Below are 19,276 nucleotides of genomic sequence, written 5' to 3' on the forward strand. Positions count from 1 at the left end.
ATCAAGGGTCACTAATGATTCTGTGGGCGGGCGTCCGCACGGGCGCCCGCGGCGTGCTCTGGTATCTCAAGGGCCTCCTCGGCGAGGATGCCTACGAGAAGTATCTGGCGCACCACGCGGCGCTGCACGCGGCCGGTGCTGATGTCGACGGCGCCGATGAAGGGGCACCGCATCCGCTCATGACAGAGCGCGAATTCTGGCGTGACCAGACCGACCGTCAGGACCAGAACCCGCAGGGGCGCTGCTGCTAGTCGCTCAGACCCCGTAGATCGTGCCGCGCTGCTCGGCGTAGCGCGCGCGCACGTCGACGGCCCAGTCCCGGGTGGCCGAGGGCTCGAGTTCGGTGGCGATCTCTCGCTTCCAGTGCGGAAAGCCACCATCGAGGGCCCAGGCCGCCTGCCGGGCAGCGCCGAGGGCAACGTACTCGCCGGGTGCGGGCAGCATGACCGGCACGCCGAAGACATCCGCCACAATCTTCTGTACGGCGGGCGACTGCGAGCCGCCACCGATCAGAATGACCTGACGCACCGGCACGCCCTGGCTGCGCAGCGAGTCGAGCGCATCGGCGAGGCTGCAGACCAGTCCCAAAACGGATGCCTGGGCCAGGTTTTCGGGGAGCATATTGGCCCGGCGCATGCCGATGAGCGAGCCGGTGGCACCCGGCAGGTTCGGAGTGCGTTCACCGTCGAGGTAGGGCAGCATCAGCAGCCCGTCGGCGTCGATCGGGGCGGCGAGGGCGAGGGCACCGAAGCGCTCGATGTCGACGTCGAGCATGCGGGCCGTGGCCACGAGGGTGCGGGCGCCGTTGATGGTGGCGATGAGGGGAAGCTGGCCGCCGGCCGCGTCGGCGAACCCGGCGACCGAGCCGGAGGCATCCGTGATGCGGGCCGCGGTACTCGCGAACACGGTGCCGCTCGTGCCGATCGAGACGACCACGTCGCCCTCGTCGGCGCCGAGACCGAGCGCGGCCGCGGCGTTGTCACCGGCGCCGGCCGACACGATCACGCCGCCGAGAGTCCGGCCAGCGCGCGCTGACGGCCCGAGCACGCGTGGTACCCGGGCGGCACGGCCGAGGGCCGCCTCGAGCAAGTCGAGGCGGTAGTCGTTGCTGTGCACCGAAAAATATCCGGTGCCCGAGGCGTCACTGCGGTCGGTCGTTGGCTCGTCGGGCCGCCCGAGAATGTTCCAGGTGAGCCAGTCGTGCGGCAACAGCACCTGCTCCACCTGCGCGGCCAGTTCGGGGCGGGAATCACGCAGCCAGGCCAGTTTCGTGATGGTGAACGAGGCGACCGGTACGACGCCGACCTCCTCGGCCCACATCGACGCACCATATTGTTCGGTGAGCGCTGCCGCCTGCGGGGCGCTGCGCACGTCGTTCCAGAGCAGGGCGTCGTGCACCGGCGTGCCGGCAGCGTCGAGGGCGACCATTCCGTGCTGCTGGGCGCTCACGCCGAGGGCGAGAACGTTATCGGCGCCGGAGGCGGCTTCGGCGCCTCCGGCGGCCTCGAAGGCCTCCCACCAGCGCTGGGGGTCGATGCTCGTGCCGTCGGGGTGTGGCGCGCTGCGCAACTGCAACAGCTCTCCGGTGTCGGCGTCGACACTCACGACCTTGCAACTCTGGGTCGATGAGTCGACTCCCACCACCACACGACGATTCAGTGCCAACGACATCTCCTTTGTACCGGTTCCTGGGACAGCCTAATCGAGCGGGTTAGTTCGATTCCATGAGCTGCTCGAGAGTGCGACGGGCGCCCACCGTGTGCAGCAGGCCGAGCGCGCGGTCATACGCCGCCACGAACGCGGCGTCGTCGATCAGATCACCAAACAGGTTTCGGTCGCGCAGGAACGAGTGCGGGTCGGTCATGTTGCCGGCGGCGCTTTGCATGACGGCGTCCTTGATCCGATCCACCACGTCGATCGGTTCGCCCTGCTCGTCGGTGCCCTCGGCGTATCGCGCCCAACTCGCCACGATCGCGGCCGAGAGTGCGAGTGGGCCACCATGAGCCGACTGTTCCCGAATCACCGGCAGTAGCCACTTGGGAATGCGGTCGCTCGACTCGGCGGCCAGACGGGCCACGGTGTCTCGCACTCCCGGGTTGCTGAAACGCTCGATCAGCTGCGTCTTGTACTCTTCCAGGTCGATTCCGGGTACCGGCTTGAGGGTGGGTGAGCCCTCGCGGTCCATGTAGGCGCGCAAGAACGTGGCGATCAGCGGGTCGGCCGCGGCGTCGTGCACGAGGCGGTAGCCGCACAGGTGCGCGAAATATGCCAGGCCCTGATGGCTGGCGTTGAGCAGGCGCAGCTTCATGAGTTCGTACGGCTCGACGTCGCTCACGAGCTGGGCGGCCGATTTCTCGTACGGCGGGCGCCCATCGGTGAATGCGTCTTCGAGCACCCACTGCAGAAACGGCTCGCAGACGACGGGCCAGCGGTCGGCGAGCCCAAACGTCTCGGCGATCTGGGCTCGGTCGTCGTCGGTCGTGACCGGCGTGATGCGGTCGACCATGGAGTTCGGAAAACGAACCTCGGCGTCGATCCAGGCGCCGAGGTCGGCGTCCTGGGCCGTGGCGAATGCCACGAATGAGCGGCGTGCGACGCGACCGTTGTCTTGCAGGTTGTCGCAGGACATGACGGTGAACGGCTTGATCGCGCGGTCGCGACGGCGGCGCAGGGCTTCGACCACGAGGCCGAAGACGGTCGCTGGAACGGCATCCGCGTGCAGATCAGCGGCGACCTGCGGGTTCGTCAGGTCGAAACTGCCGGTGACCGGGTGAATGTTGTAGCCGCCCTCTGTGACGGTGAGTGAGACGATTTTCACCTCGGGGCTGGCGAGCCGTTCGATCACGGCTTCCTCATCGTCGGGGGCGAACAGGTAGTCGATGATCGACCCGATCACGCGGGCGTCGAGGCTGCCATCGGGGTGCTTGACCACCAGCGTGTACAGGCCGTCCTGCGCGAGCAGCGCGTCGCGCATGCGGGCATCGGAGGGCATGACGCCGACACCGCAGATGGCGAAGTCGCGAGCGAGGCCCTGCTCGAGCAGATCGTCGATCATGAGGGCCTGGTGGGCGCGGTGAAACCCGCCGACACCGAAGTGCACGATGCCGGCCGTGAGACCGGTGCGGTCGTAGCTCGGCACATGCACGGCAGTCGACAGCGACGAGAGCGTCGCCGCGCTCAGTTGGACCAGCGCGGGGGTCGTGGTGTCGCTCATGCGTTCCTCATTCATTGTGTAGTCAGTTCATGGTCGGGGTCGGGGCGCAACTGCAGCGCGTCGCCGAGGTGCAATCGGGTGCCGTCAAAGCGGATGCCGGTCAGGTCGGCCAGCACGAGATTGGCCCGGGTGTCGAGCCCCCGCTGGCCGATGCCGACGGTGAGGCCGATCTGCGCGGCCTGAGCCGAAACCACACCGGCGTCGGCGTCTTCGAACACCACGGCGTGGCGCGGATCGATGCCCAGCCGCTTCGCACCGAGCCGGTACGGATCGGGGGCGGGTTTGCCGCGGGCGACGTCGTCGAAGGTGACCAGGTCGGCCGGGCACGGCAACCCGGCAGCTTGCAGGCGGGCGCGGGCCACGAGGGACACGGCGCTGGTCACGATGGTGAAGCAGCCGGTCGGCAGGGCCAGGAGTAGGTCGCGGGCGCCGGGCAGGGCGCGCACGAGCGGGGCCGTCTCGATCTCCTTCTGCATCAGCGCGCGGTCGGCGCGGTCCACGTCGGCGGCCGGCACGAGTTCGGCGATCGTCTCCCGTGCGGGTCGCCCGTGAATAATGTCGCGGTCGAAGTCGAAGCCGGGCGCGTACAGCGCTGCCCACTCATTCCAGGCGACGGCGGCCGCCTCGTCGGAGTTGACGAGCACGCCGTCGCAGTCGAACAGCAGGCCGTCGACCGGATAGCTGCCGGTGTGATGCTCCAGCCCCGTGCTGCTCACTGCGCGACCTCTACTTCCAGCGGCACCGCGCGTAAAACGGGCACGCCGGCCTCGGCGGCCAGGGCGAGCACCGCGTCGCTCACACCGGCATCGACCACGAGATGGTCAACCTCGTGGAGCTGGGCGAACTTCACCAGCCCGTGTTCGGCCAGCTGGTCATGGTCGGCGATGAGCACGACGGTGCTGGCGGCATCCATTGCGGCGCGCTTGATGACGGCCGCCTGCGGACTGGCGGCGAGCAGCTGGCCGCCCGCAGTGAGCCCGCACACGCTGATGAACGCCGTGTCGAGGCGGATGTGTTCGAGCGACTGGCGCGTCCACTGACCGGATTGCGAGTCGTCGGCGGGGTCGACGGCGCCGCCGAGGTTGTAGACCGAGAGTTCGGCGTTGCGGCTCGCCACGAGCGCCACCGGAATCGACGTCGTGACGACCTGCAGGGCGGCCGAGTCTGGCACGCACACCGACAGTGCCTCGGCGATCGGCCCGGCATCGATAAAGAGGATGCCGCTGGCCGGCAACAGGGTCGCCGCGAGCGTCGCGACCGGGTGCGCCGCCGGTTCCGGCGCCGTCACGCGGTCGAGGTCGGTCACCGGGTCGGCCACGCTGATCGCCCCGCCGTGTGCCCGACGCAGCAATCCGTCGTCCTCGAGGGTGCGCAGGTCGCGTCGAATCGTCTCTTCGGACACGGCGAGTGAGTCGGCGAGTTCGTTCACCTCGACCCGGCCCGCGCCGGCGAGCGCCGTCAGAATGCTGGTGCGACGGTCGTCGGCGCTGCGGGTCGTGCCCGCTGGATCCGGTTTCATCTGGGTTCCCCTGGGTGTTCGTGTGTGAAACAGCCGGCTACTTGATCGCGCCCATGGCCAGACCGGTCACGAGACGCTTCTGCGCCAGCCAGCCGGCCAGGACGACCGGCAAGACCGCGAGGGTCGATGCTGCCGAGAGTACCGCGAGAAACTGGCCGCGCCCGTCGACGAAGCTGCCAAGGAACGGCGGTGTGGTGCGCGCCATGGTCGAGGTGAGCAGACTCGCGAGAAAATATTCGTTCCAGGCGAAGATGAAGCAGATCAGCGCGGCCGCGGCGATACCCGGCGCGACGATGGGCATGACCACCCGCACGAGTTCGGTGAAGAAGTTCGCGCCATCGATCTGGGCGGCCTCGACGATCTCGAGCGGTACCTCGCTGAAGAACGAACGCATCATCCAGACCGCGAGCGGCAGATTCATGCCGACGTAGAGAATGCTCAGGGCCGAGATATTGTCGAGCATTCCAAAGCCCTGCAGCAGCAGGTAGATCGGAATGATCGCGGCAGCGATCGGCATGAACCGGGTGGAGATGAAGAAGAACAGGGCGTCGGTCGACTTGATGATCGGACGAATCGACAGGCCGTAGGCGGCGGGGATGGCGAGCAGCAGCACGATGACGGTACTCAGGACGCTCGCGGTGAGGGAGTTGAGCAGGTAGACGCCGAACCCGCGGTCGAGCACCTCGGCGAAGCGGTCGAACGAGAGCGACGTGAAAATGGTCGGGGTTCTCGTCGCCGCTGCGGCTTCGGTCTTGAAGGCCGTGAACACCATCCAGGCCACCGGAAAAAAGAACCCGAGCGTGACGACCCAGGTGAAGAGGGTCAGGGCCGTGCTCGTGGCGCGGTGACGCATGCGCTTGGTATGCCGGCGCGGCGGGGTCGGGGCGTTTGCGCGATGAGCGGTGCTGACCGGGGTGGCGGTACTCATGGCTTGGCCCCTTCATTGGAGAAGATCTTGAATAGCAGGCGCAGCGCGACGCTCGCCACGATGATGGTCAGCAGCACGGTGATCACGCCGTAGGCGGCCGCCTCGCCGATTTCGAGTCCGACGAAGGCGCGTTCGTAGAGCAGGTACGACAGGGTCTTGGTGCCGCCGGTGCCGCGGGTCATGATGGCGATCGGGTCGAAGACCTGCAGCAGCATGATGCCGCCGAGCAGCACGGCCAGCTCGATGTACTGGCGCAGGTGCGGCAGTGTCATGTGCAGAAAACTGCGAATGGGGCCGGCCCCGTCGACGGATGCCGCCTCCAGCGTCTCCTTGCTCTGGCTCTGCAGCCCGGCGAGCAGAATGAGCATCATGAACGGGGTGTACTGCCAGGTGAGCACCATAATGACGGTCAGCGCCGGAAAATCGGTGTTCCACTGCACGGGGTCGACGCCGAGCGTCGAGAGGCCCCAGTTGACCATGCCGACATTCGCGTCGAGCATGGACCATTTGAAGATCAGTGCTGCGGCGGCCGGCATCATCAGAAACGGCGTGATGACGAGGGTGCGGGCCAGGCCCTGGCCGAAGAACTTGCGGTTGAGCAGCAGGGCGATGCCGAGGCCGAACAGTACGGAGAGCACGATCGACGAGCCGGTGATGACCACCGTCGCCGAGAGCGACTGCATGAACGCGCCGCCGGTGAAGACGGTCACGTAGTTGTCGAACCCGGCGAAGCCGCGCGAGCCGGGGCGCATCAGGTTCCAGTTCTGGAACGAGTAGTAGATGGTGACCAGGAAGGGAATCTGCGTCACCAGGATAGCGACGACGATGGCCGGCCAGACCAGGGTGCGAGCCAGGCGAAGGGCCTTCTTCTGGCCTCCAGTCAGGGGAGTTTTCGCGGGGCGACGTACCGAAGTGGGCGGCGCGGCGTGTGCCGGGCCGTGCCCGGGCTCAGCCACAGTCCTGATCAAGTCTGGCGCGGTCATGTCTGGCTTCACTCTCTCGGCAGTGCTTCTTGGCGGTGCTTCTCGGCAACGAAAGACGAGGGCGTCGCGGGCGGCGCCGACCTGGTCGGCGCCGCCCGCGCTCTACTGCCTACTTCTGGGCGTCCCCGGCTTGCTGCGCAAGCTCCTGGCCCTTGTCGAGAACGTTCTTGACCGTGTCCCGACCGGCAAACACGTCGGCGATGTCCTGCGACACCTGGTTGCCCAGGTCCTGGAACTCCGGCACGGTGACGTACTGGATGCCCACCCACGGCTGCGGGTTCACACCGGGCTGCGTCGGGTTGACCGCGAGCATGATGTCCTTGGTGATCGGCGCGAAAGCCTCAGCGGCAGCGAGGTAGTTCTCGTTCTCGTAGGTCGAGGTGCGCGATCCCGGGGGAACGCGCTCCCAGCCGAGAGTCGTGCCGACGAGGTCGATGTACTCGGTGCTGGTGGCCCAGCTCACGAATTCCCAGGCAGCATCCTGGCTCTTGCTGGTGTTCGGGATAGCGAGGTTCCACGCCCAGAGCCAGCCGGACTCCTTGGTCTCCTTGACCGGAGCGTGCACGTAGCCGACCTTGCCGGCGACGGCGGAGGTCTCACTCTCGAGGGGGCCAGCGGCGCTCGTGGCGTCGTACCACATGGCCGCGTTGCCCTGGGAGAACAGGTTGAGGCACTCCGTGAAGCCGGTCGAAACGGGGTCGGCCTCACCAGCATCCTTCACCAGGTCGGTGTAGAACTGCACGGCTTCGGCGAACTCCGGGGAGTTGACTTCGGCATTCCAGCCCTCATCGAACCAGCTGCCACCGAAGGTCTGCACGACGGTGGTCAGCGGGGCGAACAGCTCGCCCCAGCCGGGCTTGCCGCGCAGGCAGATGCCGGCCACGTCGTCGGTTTTGAGGGTGCGGGCAAAACCGGCAACCTCGTCCCAGGTGGGGTTGGTCGGCATGGTGAGGCCGGCGGCGGCGAACATGTCCTTGTTGTACATGAGGAAAGAAGACTCACCGTAGAACGGTACGGCGAAGAGGCTGTCGTCAACGGTGAGGGCTGCGCGCACGGGCGGCAGCAGGTCGTCGACGTTGTAGGCGGGGTCTGCTTCGGCGAGCGGGCCGAGGTCGACGAGCCAGTCGTTCTGGCCCCAGATCGGGACCTCGTAGCTGCCGACGGTGACAATGTCGTATTGGCCGCCCTGGGTGGCGACGTCCTTCGTGACGGCGTCACGCAGGTCGTTTTCCTCCATGGCGACGAAGTCCACCGTGATGTCGGGGTGGGAATCTTCGAAGGCGCCCTTGAGCTCCTCCATGTCCTTCATCTGCGGGTTGTTCACCGTAGCGAGGGTCAGGGTGACGGGGCCATCAGCCTGCTGAGCACCGCCTCCGGCTCCGCTGCATCCGGCCAAAAGCACACCCACCGAAGAGAAGGCGACTGCGCTGAGCACAAGCCTTTTCTTCATGGAATAAGACTTCGTCATCTCAAACCTCTTCATCGTCGACACGTCCTTGTGGACTGGTATGTAGCTACTTTGGCCCGATTGAGTGGAAAAAGCAACCAAATTTGTGGTTTAGTGACGTTTTGCGAAGATAAAATGCCCGAATCTACATATGTACCGATGCGATACCAACAAAAACGGATGACGTCGCCCGTCGCCCGCGCTCCCTGCTTGCTAGTCTGAGTCCACGAGAAACGACCGGTGCCGGGCACCTGCACGGAGGCAGTCATGTACCCAGCGGAACGACAGGCCGCGATCATCGCGCTCGCCCAGGGGGGCACAGGGGAGATTTCGGTGGCCGCGGCCACTGTTGCGCTCGGGGTCTCCGCGGAGACCATTCGCCGCGATCTTGTCGTACTAGAACGCCAGGGCCTCATTCGCCGCCAGCACGGCGGCGCCCGCCTCGTGCAGAGCACCCCGTTCGAGATTGCGCTCGCCCAGAGACGGCTCGAGAACGCCCCCCAAAAGCATCGGATCGCCCAGAGGGTGCTGCAGGAGCTGCCGGACGACGGGGTCGTCCTGCTGGATTCCGGCGCGCTCACGCTCGTGATCGCATCCGTTTTTCCGGAGGACCGGCGACTGATCGTCGTGACCAACAATCTGCCCGCCGTGCGGCTGCTCTCGCGCAAGCCCTTGCTCACGGTGCTCGCCCTGCCCGGTCGGGTGCGGAGTGTCTCGCAGGGCGCCGTCGATGAGTGGACTCGGGCACGCATCAGCCAGCTCAATGTCGATGTCGCGTTCGTCGGTGGTAACGGGCTGACCGCCGAGGCCGGGCTCACCACGACCATTCCTGACGAGGCCGAGGTGAAGCGCGCCATGATGCTGTCAGGGCGGCGGCGGGTGCTCGCGCTCACCTCGAGCAAGATCGGCCAGAACTCGTTCTGCCACGTCGCCGACGCCAACGAATTCGATCTCATCATCACCGACGATGGCATCGATCCGCGTCAGGCTCGCAAACTGAGCGCCGCCGGGCCGGAGCTCGCGATCGCCTGAGTCGCGATCGCCTGAGTCGCGGTCGTCTGAGTGGCGATCGTCTGAGTCGCGGTCGTCTGAGTGGCGATCGTCTGAGTGGCGGTCGGCGGCGGGTCGCTTCGCCACGATCCGCGCCAAAAGTCGACCGATCTGTTTTTGCAATCAGGAAAATCAGACGGTATAGGGTTTCTACGTGCCCCTCGCACTGAGGTAGACAGCATTTAGCCAATGGAGGCGTCATGTCCATTCAGAATCCCAACTCTGTCTTGCGGCGGAAGCCCATCGATGATGTCGGCGATGAATCCAAGAAGAATGGTCTGTTCAAGAGCCTCGGGCTGTGGCAACTCACCGCGATCGGCGTCGGTGGAATCATCGGCATCGGCATTTTCACCCTGGCCGGCCTTGTCGCCAACGGCGGCCCCGACGGCAAGGGCGCCGGCCCCGCCGTAGTCATCTCCTTCCTCATCGCCGGTCTGGCCAGCGCTGCCGCCGCCCTGTCCTATGCCGAGTTCGCCGGAATGATCCCGCGTGCCGGGTCGGCCTACACGTACGGCTATGTCGCCCTCGGCGAGATCGTGGGCTGGTTCATCGGCTGGGACCTCCTGTTGGAATACATTGCCATCGTGGCCGTGGTGGCCATCGGCATCTCCGGCTACTTCACCGAATTCATGTCCGGTATTGGCGTGCAGGTGCCAACCTGGATGCAGGGGACGGCCGACACCCTCGACGGCGGAGTGATCAACCTGCCGGCGATCATCGTCTGTCTGCTCGTCACATTCATCCTCAGCCGCGGCACCCAGACTTTCGGCCGCTTCGAACTCGTCGCGGTCGGCCTGAAGGTGCTGCTGATTCTCGCCATCATCGTGCTCGGCTTTTTCTACATCAAGACCCAGAATTACGTCCCGTTCCTGCCCAATGGATTCGGTGCCGTCTTCACGGGCGCGGCCACGGTGTTCTTCGCGGTGTTCGGTTACGACGCCATGAGCACCGCGGCCGAAGAGGCCAAGGACGGCAAGAAGCATATGCCGAAGGCGATTCTGCTTTCCCTGGCCATTGCGATGGTGCTCTATGTGCTGGCTACCCTGGTACTGACCGGCATGCAGAACTGGCAGGAGATCGACCCGACGGCCGCGTTCGCCGTGGCCTTCCAATCGGTCGGTCTGCCGGTGATCGCCACCATCATCTCGGCTTTTGCCGTTGTCTCCATCCTCACCGTGATGCTCACCTTCTTGCTCGGCGTCAGCCGGGTCTGGTTCTCAATGAGCCGTGACGGCCTGCTGCCCAAGTGGTTCTCGGGCACCGACAAAAAGGGCACTCCGCAACGCGTCACCTGGATTGCGGGCATCGCCTCTGCCGTTCTGGCTGGGGTCTTCCCGATTCGTCTGATCGCCGACCTGACCAACATCGGCATCCTGGCTGCCTTCGTTGTGGTCTGCGTCGCCGTCATCGTGCTGCGCCGCACCCGCCCCGATGTGCCACGCACGTTCAGGCTGCCGTTCATGCCGATCGTTCCCGCGTTCGGTGTGCTGGCATCCTTCTTCTTAATCACCCAGCTGCACTGGGAAACGTGGCTGAGGTTCGCCATCTGGCTGGTGATCGGCCTGGTCATCTACTTCGCCTACGGTCGGCGGAACTCCGTCATGAACCCGAAGAGCCCGCGCTACGTGGAGGTTGCGGCCGAGAAATAAGTCTTCACTCCGCTCGATCGGCGGCCAGGGTGCCGTCGACGAGCTTGACGATCATCGAGCAGTCCTTGCCGCCCTGGCCCTGGTCGATCAGGCGCTGGAACAGCTGCTGCACGTGCTGGCCGATCTCCAGCGGTGTGTCGGTGGCCGCAGCGGCCGCGATCGCCAGGCCAATGTCCTTATTGGCAAGCTCGGCGGTGAAGGTCGGCGCGAAGTCGCGGTTCACGGCCGCCGATGGCACCACGCCCGCAATTGGATACCAGGTGCGCAGCGGCCAGCTGTCGCCCGATGAAACGGATGCGATATCCCAGAACACCTGCGGGTCCAGTCCCAGCCGATCGGCCAAAACGGCACCCTCCGACGTTGCGGCCAGGTTGATGAACAGCATCAGGTTGTTGCAGATCTTCGCGGCCTGGCCGGTCGTCGCTCCCCCGGTCGGGATGATGTTCGCGGCCATTGGCTGCATATAGGCGGTCGCGTCGGCGACAGCATCCGCCGCACCGCCGATCATGAAAGTGAGCGTGCCCTTCTCGGCGCCGGTGATGCCGCCCGAGACCGGGGCGTCGACGAAACGAAAGCCCGCCGCCGCTGCGGCATCGTGCAGGGCCCGGGACGATTCGATGTCGATCGTGGACGACTCCACCAGGAGGGTTCTCGTGTCGGCGTGGGCCAGCACGCCGGAGTCGCCGAAATACACCGCACGGGCGTGCTCGCCCTTGGGCAGGATGGTGAAGACGACGTCGGCGCCGGCCACGGCATCGGCAATGCTGGTGGCACGGGTGACGCCGGCGGCCACCGCCAGGTCGAGGGCTTCGACGCTCAGGTCGAAGCCGCGCACGCTATGCCCCGCCTTCACCAGGTTTGCCGTCATCGGGCCACCCATGTGGCCGAGTCCAATCCATCCGATGACCGCCATGGCCCAGCTCCTTCGCGTCGATGACGGGCGTCTATGCCCGTCACCACCACGATGGCACAACTTGTCGGCGGCTAGTGCACGTATTCGAGCAGGTCAGCCCCGACCGCGCGCATGCCGTCGAGCACCGCGAGCCGGGTCATCAGCTGCGTATCGTCGAACAGCATCGAGACGGCGTAGGTCACGCCGGCACGCGGACCGCGCAGAATACCCACCTCGCTGCGTACGCCGGTGGTCGTTCCCGTCTTGTTGACCATGAGCAGACCGTGGTCGCTCTCCCGGTGCGCGAGCGGATCCAGGCCGAAGGCACTGGCCACAAGGGACAGGTCGGTGTTGAGCGACAGCCAGCCAATCACCCGCGCGCTCGTCTCAGCGTCGACGATCTCGCCGCGGGCGAGCGCGGTGAACAGCCAGGCGAGTTCCTTGGCGCTGCCCACCGAGAGATGTGGCGCGTCATCGGGTCCGCGTTTGTCGCGCACCAGGTCGAGCAGCGCGGTACGGCTGAGGCCCAGTTGCTCGGTGCGGGTGCGTACCGAGTGCAGCCCGACAGCGCGAATGAGAACGTTCGTCGCGAGGTTGTCACTCGACGCGCCGACCAGCGCGGCAAGGTCGGCGACGCCGAGCCGGGAAATCTGCAGGTGCTGCCAGACGCCCGAATCACTCACGGCGTCCAGGGGCGTGCGCTCAAACATTGTGGCCGGGCCGAATTCGGCGTCGTTCAGGCGCGCTGCCACCTCGATCAGCAGCAGCACCTTGCCGATGCTCGCCGTGGGCATCGACACGTGGTCATCGACCGAGAACAGCACCCGACCGGTCGAGAGGTCGGTCGCCCGAGCCGAGACCTGCACGCCGTTGATGGCGAGCTCGCCCAGGGCCACAAAGCCGCGGGCGAAGTCGTCGGGGGTATCCGTTGTGCGGTGTTTGCCGGTGGGCGGAGCGGCGTGGCGGGAACGACCGGGGTCGCCGGCTTCCGCTGAACCGGACGCGGCATTCAGCCGATCACTCGCACCGTCGGCGTCTCGACTGGAAAAGACCACTGGTGATTCGATCCTTTCTGCGGCGACGACCTGCGCCGGCCTCATCCCCGGCTCAGAAGCGCCTGTTACACACTAGTCCCGACGGGGGACAGGCGCGTTACCAGATGGTGACGCGATTCTCGGGGGCCAGCCAGAGGGCATCCGCTTGGGTCACATCGAAGGCCTCGTAGAACGCGGGAATGTTGCTGACGATCTGGTTGCAGCGAAACTCGTTCGGCGAGTGCGGGTCGATGGCCAGCAAACGGATCGCCTCGGCGTCGCGCAGCTTCATTTGCCACGCTTGGGCCCAGGAGAGAAAGAACCGTTCGGCACCGGTGAGTCCGTCGATGACCGGGCTCTCTTCGCCATTCAGTGAGAGCAGGTAGGCCTTCCAGGCGATGGAGAGCCCGCCGAGGTCACCGATGTTCTCGCCGATCGTCAGCGCACCGTTCACCGTATGGCCCGGGATGGCCTGTGGGGCGAGACCCTCGAATTGCGCGATGAGCGCGGTCGTGCGCAGCTCGAACGCTGCCTTGTCGTCGGCGGTCCACCAGTCGGTGAGCCGGCCGTCGCCATCGTACTTGGAGCCCTGGTCGTCGAAGCCATGACCGATCTCGTGGCCGATGACCGCGCCGATCGCACCGTAGTTGGCGGCCGGGTCGCGCGCATCGTCGAAGAACGGAAACTGCAAGATGGCGGCGGGGAAGACGATTTCGTTGAATCCCGGGTTGTAGTAGGCGTTGATGGTCTGCGGGGTCATGAACCATTCGTCGCGGTCGAGCGGCTTGCCGATCTTGCCGAGCTCGCGCTGAAACTCGAACTCCCCCGCAGCCTTGACGTTGCTGATGAGGTCGCCGGCGGCGATCTCGAGGCTCGAATAGTCGCGCCATTTCACCGGGTAGCCAATTTTCGGCGTGAACTTGCTGAGTTTTTCGAGGGCTCGTGTGCGTGTCTCCTCGGTCATCCAGTCGAGCGTGCTGATGCTGTTCTGGTAGGCCGCGACGAGGTTGGCCACGAGCACGTCCATGCTCACCTTGGCGCTCGGCTTGAAGTGGCGCTCCACGTAGATGCGGCCGACGGCCTCGCCCAGGGCGCCCTCCACGAGCGAGACGCCGCGCTTCCAGCGGTCGCGCAGCTGCGGGGTACCACTCAGGGTGCGGCCGTAGAAGTCAAAGTTCGCTTCGACGAATTCACCCGACAGATACGCCGCACTCGAGCGGATGACCTGCCAGCGCAGCCAGTCCTGCCACGTTTCGAGCCGGTCGTCGGAGAGGGCGGTAGCGAGCCCGGAGATGTAGCTGGGTTCCCGTACGACGACCTCTTCGAAGGCACCAGCCGGGGCGTCGAGGCCTTCCAGCCAGAGGTCCACGTTGGCGCCGGCAGCAAGCGCGGAGACCTGACCCCAGGTGCGGAGGTTGTAGGTCTTCTCGCTGTCGCGGGTGGAGACCTTGTCCCAGTGGTGCGAGGCGAGTTCGGTCTCGAGGTCGAATACGCGCCCGGCGCGTTCGGCGGCGTCGGCGAAACCGGCGAGGGTGAACATCCGCTCGAGGAATTCCTGATACTTGGTGCGGATCTCGGCGAACTTTTCTTCGCGGTAGTAGCTCTCGTCTGGCAGGCCGATGCCGCCCTGCGCGATGAAGACAAGATAGCGCTCGGGGTTGCCCGGGTCGTTGTCGACGTAGAGGTGGAAGGCACCGGCGACGCCGCCACGTTCGAGGCGGCCCAGGGTCGAGAGGAGTTCGGAGATGGTGGTGACCGCGTCGACAGCGGCAAGGTCGTCGCGCAGCGGGGTGGCGCCGAGCGCTTCGATGCGTTCTTCGTCGAGAAAGCTCGTATAGAGGTCGCCGAATTTGCGCTCCAGGCTGCCCGCAGGCGCGGTCTGCGCCTCGACGATGATCTCGCGCACGGCCTTTTCGGCGTCTTCGGCCAGCATCATGAACGAGCCCCAGCGGGCCTTGTCGGCGGGAATCTCGCTGCGCGCGATCCACTTTCCGTTCACGTGCCGAAAGAGATCGTCTTGCGGGCGCACCTCCGGGTCAAGTTCGTTCTGGTTGATTCCGGATGCAGTCGCCAGCTCAGTCATGTCTTCAGCCTATCCGGGGAGGGTGACAGGTTGTCGATCGGCCGGGTCGCGTCCGCTGCTCGACAGACTATTCGCCGCTCGTGTCTGCAACGCCTCGCGGGCGAGCCAGGTACCGGTGGTTGCGCCCACCAGAGCGGGCGCGGCGACCCACAGTTGGCGCGGCGACCGGTTGCCGGCCCCGCCACGGGGCGCGCGGGCCCGCCGTAGAGTCGAATCATCAATATTCTGCGGGCACAGCCTATCGACCGTGACATCCTGCGGCTCGCCGTGCCCGCGCTCGGCGCCCTCGTGGCCGAACCGCTGTTTCTGCTGGCCGATTCGGCAATGGTCGGGCACCTCGGCACCACCCCGCTTGCCGGACTCGGCCTCGCGAGCGCCGTGCTGCAGACCATCATCGGCCTCATGGTCTTTCTCGCCTACAGCACGACCCCGGCCGTGGCCCGCTGGCTCGGCGCCGGCGACACGAGACGGGCGGTGTCGGTGGGCATTGACGGGCTGTGGCTCGCCCTCGGCCTCGGCCTCGTTCTGGCGGCCGGCGGCCTGCTCGCCACCCCGGTGCTCGTCGGCGCGTTCGGCGCCGGGTCCGCCGTGACAGCGGATGCCGCCACCTACCTCGGCATCTCCATGGTCGGCCTGCCCGCCATGCTGCTGGTGTTCGCCGCCACCGGACTGCTGCGCGGCCTGCAGGACACCCGCACCCCGCTCTACGTCGCCGGGATCGGCTTCGGCGCGAACATCGCGCTCAACTATGTCTTCATCTATCTGCTGGGCTGGGGCATTTCCGGATCGGCCATCGGCACGGTCGTGGCGCAGTGGGGAATGGCCCTGGTCTACCTCGTGGTCGTCGCCACGCATGCCAGGCGCCACAGTGCCCCGCTGCGCCCGCACCGGGCCGGAATGCTGCTCGGTGCCCGCAGCGGAGGCTGGCTGTTCCTGCGCACGCTGAGCCTGCGCGCCGCCATGCTGCTCGCCGTCTTCGTCGCCGCCCAGCTTGGCTCCCCCGAGCTCGCCGCCTTCCAGATCGCGATGACCCTGTTCGCGACGCTCGCGTTCGCCCTCGACGCTCTCGCGATCGCCGCCCAAGCCCTCGTCGGTCTCGGCCTCGGCGCCGGGGATGTGGCCGGGGTGCGTGCCGTCCTGCGCCGCTGCCTGGAATGGGGCCTGCTCGCCGGCCTCATCCTCGCGGTCGTCGTGATCGGCACGAGCGGAGTACTCGGGCATGCGTTCACCAATGCCGACGCGGTGACGCAGCTACTGCCGCTGACTTTGATCGTGCTGGGGGCATCCGTTCCCCTCGGCGCGGTCGTGTTCGTACTCGACGGCGTGCTCATCGGAGCCGGCGACGCTCGCTATCTCGCACTGACCGGGCTGGTCAACCTCGCCGTGTTCGTGCCGCTGGCTGCCGCGGTGCTGTTCTGGGCACCGACCGGCGCGACCGGGCTCGCGCTGCTCATGGCCGCGTTTGCCTTCGGCTACCTCGGCGCCCGTGCCGTGACCCTGAGCCTGCGCGCCCGCACGCTCGCCTGGATGGTCGTCGGCGCGCGCTGATCCGTCGCAGAATCGCTCGTTCTGCCCGGTGAGAACAGGGAAGCCCGGGCGCCGGCCGAGCTATATTCTTATTCTGGAATATTCGCAGCACGCGCCTCGGCCAGAGGATAGGCCAAAGCGTTCTGGCAAATCCCGAGCGTCACCCGGTCGCCGACGCGGGGCAGGTCGGGCGCTGCGATACGCGCGCGCACCAACGTCTTCTCCGGGTCAGCGAGGGCGAAGCTGACCAGGGCATCGTGGCCAGCGTAGGCGATGGCCGTGGCGACGGCATCCACTGGCGGATGGGTCGAACCCCGCGCGCCCAGGGTCAACCATTCGGGTCGCAGCAAAACGCGCACGCGCGTACCGTCGCGAGGGACCATTTCGGCGCCCATCCAGTCCGCCGCCAAGACCCCGAAGGCGCACTCCACCCTGCCGTCTTTCCACTGGCCGTCGAGCTCAACGGTGTCGCCGACGAACCCGGCGACCCAGGGGTTCACCGGGCGCTCGTAGACATCCGCGGGGGTGCCGAATTGCAAAATCTCGCCGCCGCGCATGACGGCGACGTAGTCGGCGAGGGAGAGCGCTTCTTCCTGATCGTGCGTCACGAGCAGGCTCGTATTGTGCTGACCATGCAGCAGGGCTGCGACCTCGGTACGCAGGGCCGAACGCAGCAGCGGATCCAGGGCGGCGAACGGTTCGTCGAGCAGCAAGAGGTCGGGCCGCGGAGCAAGCGCGCGGGCCAACGAAACACGTTGGGCCTGGCCGCCGGAGAGCTGGGAGGGTGCGCGGTCGACAAGTTCGGCCAGGCCAACCAGAACGGCGAGCTCCGCGATGCGGCCCGCACGGTTGTTCTGGCGGCTCCGGTCGGGGCTGATGGGCGCCGGCGCGAGGGGACTGGCGTGCAGCGGAGCATTCGATCGCACGAGGGCGCGTCGGGTGCGGGCCATGCGACCACTCGGGGTGAGGCCCTCCAGCAGGCCGGCCACTCCCCCGGGAGCTTCGCCAGGTTCGCAATAGAGATCGTCGCTCTGCTTCGTGCGGGGCAGCCCGAAGCCGATGTTCTCGCCGACCGTGAGGTGCGGAAACAGCGAGGCGTCCTGCGGGACCCAGCCCATTCCGCGCTTTTCGGGCGCCCGTTGCACACCGGGGCCGGTGACGAGGCGTCCGCCGACCGTGATGGTACCGGCGGTGACCGGCAATAGCCCCGCGACCGCGCGCAGGAGGGTGGTCTTGCCGCATCCGCTCGGGCCGAGAACGGCCACGAGGGAGCCACGCGGAATGCGAAGACTGACGTCATCGAGCACCCGCGTGTCACCATAGGAGACGCTCAGCGCCTCGATTGTTACCCAGCCCACTAGTTCTCCCTTGCTGTGCCGCGGATGCCGGAGAGCAGCACCGCGGGCACCATTGCCACGAGCACGAGCGCCGCCGCGTAGGGCGCCGCAGCGCCGAACTCGAACAGGGCCGTGCGACTCCATAACTCGGTCGCGAGCGTGGACACGCCCGTTGGCCGCAGCAGCAGCGTCGCTGGTAATTCTTTCATGGCCGAGATGGCTACGAGCAGCGCGCCGATCGCGATGCCGGGCAAGGCCAGGCGCGCGGTGACCCGAAACCAGGTTTGAAACGGTGACAGGCCGAGCATGCGCGAGACATCGCCGAGGCTCTGCGGCACCGCAGCAATGCTGCTGCGCACGCTGCCGATGGCGCGCGGCATGAACAAGACGACATAAGCGAAGACGAGCACAACCGATGTTTGGTAGAACATCGGCACCGCGGCGAGCGCAAAAAACACGAGGGCGAGTCCCACGACGATGCCGGGCAGGGCGTGGCCGAGAAACCCCACGGCCTCGATCGCGGCGACCAGCCGGCCGCGGTAGCGGGCGGCGAGCGCGGCAATCGGCAGCGCAACCAGCACGGCGACCACGGCGGCGGCGAGCGCGAGGCCCAGTGTCGCGCCGATCGCCTCGATCAGTCGGGGCACGTCGATGGCCCGCAGGGTTTCCGCCTCGAGGAGGCGGCTGAGCAGCCCGACCACCGGAACCACGACCCCGCCCAGCGGCGCAGCAATGAGCAGCCCCACATACAGGAGACTCGCTTTGCCGGGCGCGCGAGCCGGCATGGTACTGCGACCGGGCACACGGTCGACCTGGCGCCGGCTGCGGCGTTCGCCGGCCACGACCACGAGGGCGAGCACGACGAGCACGAGTGCGAGCAGGGCCGCCTGGTTACGGTCGAAGCTCGCGCCGTATGCGGCGTTGATCCCCCAGGTGAGCGTCTGAAAACGCAGCATCGAGACGAGCCCGAAGTCACTGAGGGAGTAGAGGCAGACCAGCAGCGCCCCGGCGATCGCGGCCGGGCGGATCTGCGGCCAGGTCGCCGCCGCGAAGGCGCGCAACGGTCCACGACCGAGTGTGCGGGCCACCGACTCGAGATCAGCGGATGCCCCGCGCAGCGCCGCCGCAACCGGCAGCGTCACGTACGGCGTGCAGACCATGGTCATGACCAACCAGCTGGCCCAGAATCCGTTGAGGCTGGGAAACCAGACCAGCCAGCCGTAGGCGGCAAGATAACTCGGCACCGCGAGCGGCAGCGCCGAGACCAGCAGCAACGTGCGCTGGAATGGCAGGCGGATACGGGTGAGGATCCAGGCGCAGATCGTGCCGAGCACGAGGCACGACAGGGTGACGGCCGCGGCGAGCAGCACCGTGTTGACCGTGAGCTGCAGCACCCGCGGGCGCAGCAGGGTGTCGAGAAGCTCAGTGATCCCCGCCTCGGTTGTGCGCACCACGAGGTAGACCAGCGGAATAGCGGCCGTTGCGGCGCAGAGCGCGGCGAGCAGCAGCAGCCAGGCTGGGACGCCGGCTCGATACCGGCCGGTCACGCGCGCTGGTGGCGGTGCATCCGTCTCCAGCGGTGGACTAAGCAGTTCGGTCACGAGAGGCCACCG

The 19,276-nt window shown here is 66.9% G+C and carries 16 protein-coding genes; 4 read left to right on the forward strand and 12 right to left on the reverse strand.

Features of this window, described 5'->3' with window-relative positions:
• Nucleotides 1–14 precede the first annotated feature (14 nt).
• Nucleotides 15–251 (forward strand): CstA-like transporter-associated (seleno)protein, encoded by a 237-nt coding sequence (locus tag E3T50_RS09005; protein WP_134551534.1) that lies wholly within the window; start codon nt 15–17, stop codon nt 249–251.
• Between the two features lie 4 nt (nt 252–255).
• Here the strand turns inward: E3T50_RS09005 and xylB are convergent, their stop codons facing one another.
• From xylB to E3T50_RS09040, 7 genes are all read right to left on the reverse strand, one after another.
• Complete coding sequence (xylB, locus tag E3T50_RS09010; RefSeq protein ID WP_134551535.1) at nt 256–1,671, reverse strand: xylulokinase; 1,416 nt, start codon at nt 1,669–1,671, stop codon at nt 256–258.
• A gap of 40 nt (nt 1,672–1,711) precedes the next feature.
• The gene (locus tag E3T50_RS09015) at nt 1,712–3,214 is read right to left on the reverse strand and encodes a mannitol dehydrogenase family protein (protein WP_134551536.1); all 1,503 of its coding nucleotides are present in this window, start codon (nt 3,212–3,214) and stop codon (nt 1,712–1,714) included.
• 11 nt (nt 3,215–3,225) lie between these two features.
• On the reverse strand, nt 3,226–3,930 hold the full coding sequence (locus tag E3T50_RS09020) for an HAD-IA family hydrolase (RefSeq protein WP_134551537.1): 705 nt from the start codon (nt 3,928–3,930) through the stop codon (nt 3,226–3,228).
• Complete coding sequence (locus E3T50_RS09025) at nt 3,927–4,733, reverse strand: DeoR/GlpR family DNA-binding transcription regulator (RefSeq protein ID WP_134551538.1); 807 nt, start codon at nt 4,731–4,733, stop codon at nt 3,927–3,929. The genes E3T50_RS09020 and E3T50_RS09025 overlap by 4 nt, the downstream gene beginning before the upstream one ends.
• A gap of 37 nt (nt 4,734–4,770) precedes the next feature.
• Nucleotides 4,771–5,661 carry a carbohydrate ABC transporter permease gene (locus E3T50_RS09030; RefSeq protein ID WP_338145352.1) on the reverse strand — a complete coding sequence of 297 codons (891 nt, stop codon included), beginning with the start codon at nt 5,659–5,661 and terminating at the stop codon, nt 4,771–4,773.
• Nucleotides 5,658–6,644 carry a carbohydrate ABC transporter permease gene (locus E3T50_RS09035; RefSeq protein WP_134458733.1) on the reverse strand — a complete coding sequence of 329 codons (987 nt, stop codon included), beginning with the start codon at nt 6,642–6,644 and terminating at the stop codon, nt 5,658–5,660. Before E3T50_RS09035 ends, E3T50_RS09030 begins: the two co-directional genes overlap by 4 nt.
• 109 nt (nt 6,645–6,753) lie before the next feature.
• On the reverse strand, nt 6,754–8,094 hold the full coding sequence (locus E3T50_RS09040; RefSeq protein WP_241990843.1) for an ABC transporter substrate-binding protein: 1,341 nt from the start codon (nt 8,092–8,094) through the stop codon (nt 6,754–6,756).
• Between the two features lie 264 nt (nt 8,095–8,358).
• On the opposite strand from E3T50_RS09040, the gene E3T50_RS09045 reads away from it, so the two are divergent.
• Both E3T50_RS09045 and E3T50_RS09050 read left to right on the forward strand, forming a co-directional pair.
• Entirely contained in the window at nt 8,359–9,123 is a 765-nt protein-coding gene (locus tag E3T50_RS09045) for a DeoR/GlpR family DNA-binding transcription regulator (RefSeq protein ID WP_134551540.1), read from the forward strand.
• 218 nt (nt 9,124–9,341) lie between these two features.
• Complete coding sequence (locus tag E3T50_RS09050) at nt 9,342–10,790, forward strand: amino acid permease (protein WP_134551541.1); 1,449 nt, start codon at nt 9,342–9,344, stop codon at nt 10,788–10,790.
• Nucleotides 10,791–10,794: 4 nt separating this feature from the next.
• Here the strand turns inward: E3T50_RS09050 and mmsB are convergent, their stop codons facing one another.
• The 3 genes from mmsB to E3T50_RS09065 all read right to left on the reverse strand — a co-directional run bounded on the left by mmsB (nt 10,795) and on the right by E3T50_RS09065 (nt 14,799).
• Complete coding sequence (gene mmsB, locus E3T50_RS09055) at nt 10,795–11,703, reverse strand: 3-hydroxyisobutyrate dehydrogenase (RefSeq protein ID WP_134458729.1); 909 nt, start codon at nt 11,701–11,703, stop codon at nt 10,795–10,797.
• A gap of 71 nt (nt 11,704–11,774) precedes the next feature.
• Complete coding sequence (locus tag E3T50_RS09060) at nt 11,775–12,737, reverse strand: serine hydrolase (RefSeq protein ID WP_241990844.1); 963 nt, start codon at nt 12,735–12,737, stop codon at nt 11,775–11,777.
• Between the two features lie 97 nt (nt 12,738–12,834).
• Nucleotides 12,835–14,799, reverse strand: a complete 1,965-nt coding sequence (locus E3T50_RS09065) for a M13 family metallopeptidase (protein ID WP_134551543.1) — start codon at nt 14,797–14,799, stop codon at nt 12,835–12,837.
• Between the two features lie 267 nt (nt 14,800–15,066).
• Between E3T50_RS09065 and E3T50_RS09070 the strand changes: the two genes are divergently transcribed.
• The gene (locus E3T50_RS09070; protein ID WP_478213422.1) at nt 15,067–16,347 is read left to right on the forward strand and encodes an MATE family efflux transporter; all 1,281 of its coding nucleotides are present in this window, start codon (nt 15,067–15,069) and stop codon (nt 16,345–16,347) included.
• Between the two features lie 68 nt (nt 16,348–16,415).
• On the opposite strand, the gene E3T50_RS09075 is transcribed toward E3T50_RS09070, so the two are convergent.
• A complete protein-coding gene (locus E3T50_RS09075; protein ID WP_166784258.1) occupies nt 16,416–17,684 on the reverse strand; it encodes an ABC transporter ATP-binding protein in 1,269 nt (422 codons plus the stop codon).
• On the reverse strand, nt 17,684–19,264 hold the full coding sequence (locus E3T50_RS09080; RefSeq protein ID WP_198417972.1) for an ABC transporter permease: 1,581 nt from the start codon (nt 19,262–19,264) through the stop codon (nt 17,684–17,686). The genes E3T50_RS09075 and E3T50_RS09080 overlap by 1 nt, the downstream gene beginning before the upstream one ends.
• Nucleotides 19,265–19,276 lie beyond the last annotated feature (12 nt).

It is taken from the genome of Cryobacterium gelidum, from assembly GCF_004403985.1.
GTDB classification, from domain to species: Bacteria; Actinomycetota; Actinomycetes; order Actinomycetales; family Microbacteriaceae; genus Cryobacterium; species Cryobacterium gelidum.